This is a genomic window from Skermanella sp. (assembly GCF_059503625.1).
In genome coordinates this window covers 1-3,408 of record NZ_JCACHA010000192.1, presented here as the reverse complement: position 1 = coordinate 3,408, position 3,408 = coordinate 1, and the positions used below count along the sequence as shown (strand labels likewise).

4 protein-coding genes and 1 pseudogene are annotated in these 3,408 nt (G+C 59.1%); 2 read left to right on the top strand and 3 right to left on the bottom strand.

Translation table 11 applies throughout. The annotated features are described in order from the left end of the window. Nucleotides 1-671, bottom strand: a pseudogene (locus AC5JJ6_RS04970) (transposase); the annotation flags it as partial. A 1,032-nt stretch (nucleotides 672-1,703) separates the two neighbouring features. Between AC5JJ6_RS04970 and AC5JJ6_RS04965 the strand changes: the two are divergent. Further along, the gene (locus AC5JJ6_RS04965) at nucleotides 1,704-2,036 is read left to right on the top strand and encodes a VanZ family protein (protein ID WP_496040980.1); all 333 of its coding nucleotides are present in this window, start codon (nucleotides 1,704-1,706) and stop codon (nucleotides 2,034-2,036) included. Nucleotides 2,037-2,142: 106 nt separating this feature from the next. Here AC5JJ6_RS04965 and AC5JJ6_RS04960 read toward each other — a convergent pair whose 3' ends face one another. Both AC5JJ6_RS04960 and AC5JJ6_RS04955 read right to left on the bottom strand, forming a co-directional pair. Continuing rightward, the gene (locus tag AC5JJ6_RS04960; RefSeq protein ID WP_496040979.1) at nucleotides 2,143-2,595 is read right to left on the bottom strand and encodes a zinc ribbon domain-containing protein; all 453 of its coding nucleotides are present in this window, start codon (nucleotides 2,593-2,595) and stop codon (nucleotides 2,143-2,145) included. A 200-nt stretch (nucleotides 2,596-2,795) separates the two neighbouring features. After that, nucleotides 2,796-3,095: a helix-turn-helix domain-containing protein gene (locus tag AC5JJ6_RS04955; protein WP_044437538.1), complete on the bottom strand. Its 300-nt coding sequence runs from the start codon at nucleotides 3,093-3,095 to the stop codon at nucleotides 2,796-2,798. Nucleotides 3,096-3,227: 132 nt separating this feature from the next. On the opposite strand from AC5JJ6_RS04955, the gene AC5JJ6_RS04950 reads away from it, so the two are divergent. Then, nucleotides 3,228-3,408, top strand: a 181-nt coding sequence (locus AC5JJ6_RS04950) for a hypothetical protein (protein WP_496040978.1), incomplete at its 3' end; no start/stop codon positions are given.

Genomic DNA, 3,408 nt, shown 5'->3' with positions numbered 1-3,408 from the left:
CCGCTTCGCTCTCGCCGCCCATGTTGCGCAGGCCGAGAAGAACCTTCTGGCCGTCTCGCCGGATGCCAAGCGCCACCAGCACCGAGATGCCGGTGGAGCGCTTGTCCAGCCGGACCTTGACCACGGTGCCGTCCAGTATGACGCGCACGATGTCATCGTGCAACAGATCCCGTTTGGGTCCCTGCGCCCAAACGTCTGCCACGCCTCCCAATCGCCCTGGACCTTGCGCCATGCCCGGCTGACGGTATCTTTGCCAACCGCTCCTCCGAACAGCGCTCCGAGGGCACGGCGGACCCGGCGGGTGTTGGTTCTGGCCAGATAAGTCCCGGCGATCAGGGCCTCGGCCCGTTTGGTCAGCCGCTTGTAGGCGGGCAGCGTTTGGTTGCGCCACTCCCGTGTCGTGCCGTCGGCCTCGGCCAGCCGCGCGCGCGGCACCGAAACGGTGGGCGGATCGAAGGTGCCAAGGATCTGGCGGTCTCGATGACCATGCCAATGCCCCGTGGCGGTCCGGCTCGTTCATAGCGATCGCGGTTCAGCACCGCCTCCAGTTCGCTCTCCAGCATCGCTTCGATGAACGAGCGGATGTGCTGGCGCACCCCTGCTTCCAGCGAATCGAACCAGTCCTCGCTGAGCAATGGAACCGGAGCCTCGTTGGCTGTAATCTTCTCCATGGCGTGATCTCCTGCGGCGGTGGTCAGACCACCGGTGTGGGTTCTTCACCTCCAGGAGATTACGCCACCCGCCACCTTTCCACTAACCTTCGGACACAAGCGAAGCCGAGGCTTTCAGCGCTCCCAGACGAGTGAACCATTGGAACGTCGCCTCCTTCCGACCACCGCATCCCTAGTCGATCCTTTTCCCGATCGTGAGCCTTCCAGATCCAGACGCGGTTTGTCCTGCGCTGCAGATAGTGCCACATCTCGTCGACTTCGATGATCGGCACGGGTTCTGGTTCCGGTTTCCGACAGTGATGATCAACATAGCTGCAACCCCAGTGCATTGCCGGCTGCGCACAGCTCCCGAGCAGATGGCCGACAGTGTTGAACGCCGGGCCGATGCCGTACAGCTGACCGCCGCCTGCTTCACCTCATCGGGTGTGCCATAGCCATCACGATGCTTGAACGGGTACCAGCACCATCGACATAACCATCGTTGCCTGTCCCGGGGCATGCCCGGATTTCACCACCTGCACGCTGCCGCAGCGTGGGCAAAAGGACGATCCTGCACTCCACGTCCCTAAGCTTCCTACTTCCTGCTCCGATATATAAAATCCGCCGTTACGTCGTGAAATCCTCAGCCAGCCCGCTGGTCTGCGTTTAAGATTATGTTAACCATAACGTCACAGTCTTGCCGCAGCTTACCTGTGGAGACCTAAAATGGGTGCTTGGACTGACGGCTATGTTGCCGAGAACGAGTATGGGACCGGTTTCTACCAGATATGACATCGTCTTTTCCTTCCCACTGCGTACTCCTCACGGAACGACTCCCATTACTCTCGGTCTTCCTCCTGCTTGCTGCTCAGAGGCAAACTGAAATCAGTGGATCTCGCATGACAGGCGATCCCCGTGCAAGGGCAGTCCCTCTTGAGCTACGGAAAGACCTTGAAGACGGCCGAGGGCACTCTGTTCGAACTGCGAACGCGCGCCGAAACGCCCTGGATTTCGCCGCTGCCGCTGCCGGAAACAGCCTGACATGATGACGCGATGGCTGACTTGATTTTGATTGCAGGATGGAGCGCGCTGGCGCTGGCCGTTGTGGTCGGCTGCCTGGTTCCGGCTGACCGGCTACCCCGTCATCTGCCCAACGATAAGCTGCTGCATCTGCTTTCGTACGCAGCTCTCGCCCTGCCGGTCACAACAGTGGCGTCCAGCTCCCACCATGCCATTGCCAACGCGGTGATCCTGCTGCTGGCCGGCCTGTTGATTGAGCTCGTCCAGCATTTCGTTCCCGGACGCTCCTTCTGCACGCGCGATCTGCTGGCAAATACCGCAGGCGTGCTGATCGGCACATTGACCGGTCTTATGCTTCCCTTCTGACTTCCTCCCCCCGCTGAAGCGAGGGGTTCCTTTCCGGTCATGCGACCCTGAGGAACTCCGGTACGCCGTCGCCGGCGAGCCGTTTCGGATTGGCGGAGCAGTTTTCTCAGCGGTGGAGTGTCCACCGCCTCGTCACGGTCCGCGGGACGGCCTCTGTCCCGTCCCAACATACGCTGGGTTTGTTCTGTTTCGGCATATTCCTGCTGCCGGCCTGATCCGAGTGGATCACCTCACCGTAGTCGCGGCAGCGAAGCGCCCAGCGCAGGTGCCGGAGGACGTTCTCGCCGCCGCCGCAGCAGCAGGTCAAGGAGGTGCCGCGCTCGCCTACCCGGACCTCGACCATGCCGACGGATCGAAACGCATATTCCAGTAGCTTCAAGGCCCGGTCGAAGGACCAGAAATTGTGGATTCGGCCGTTCCACGTCGAGCCGTAGTCGCAGTCGCGGAGGATGTCCTTCGGCCAGCCGAGGAAAACGGTGCCGACGCCGGGCCCGAACGTTCGGTCGGATCGATCCTGACGGTGTTGGCTGTGTTCATGACATGAACAATGAGGGAACATTGGGGCTGTTGCCAGGGGCCGAAGGAGTGCCGCTTACGCGGCATCGCGTTTCCTCCTCCGGCTGAACCGGGAGGCTTCCACGCGAGAAGAGGCTGAACAAGCCCCTGCATCCTGTGGGGAGACACATTTTGGACCCGGGCTTGGACATTAAATTATTTGAAGTTAAGGCATCCAAATTTCATGCTAATATTTTATAACACTTAATCATCCTTAAACAAAATATTATACGTGATAGGATCATAATACTGCATAATATTCCTAACGAAATCGCGGGGCTTTAAATCCATTACAGCTGCCCACAATTCGTATGACTCGGGAGGAATTCTTCTGCGCCCCGACTCGATCATGGAAACCATCGTATAATTTTCCAAGCTGGTCGCCTCGGCTACCTGCAGCTGCGTCAAGCCTTTGTTCAGGCGGCACTGCTTTAACCAAGCCCCACCCGCTTTGCGCAGATTTCTCACTTCCGCGCCACGACCATGCTGAGGATGGACATACATGTCTTGCCCGCTTTCCGCTGAACCCACAACCTCAGAAGTCAAAATAAGATAGTTTAATCGATAGAGGTGTCATCTGTAAAGACTGGTGAACACTCCGCCGCTTGACGGCGGACGGCTTCTGGAGCAAGCTATGTGACCACCCGCTGGCTTAACCCTCCAAGGCCCGCTCCTGGCCCCTTTGGGGTTGAACCGGCTTCAGCTGACAATCAATATGATGTTTTGATCGTGCTGTGGAGACTGCAGATGAAATCCAAGCTGCAGAGCCGGCAGAGTGGGGAGATTAGCCCCCACCTGCCCCCGGTGACGCTAATCG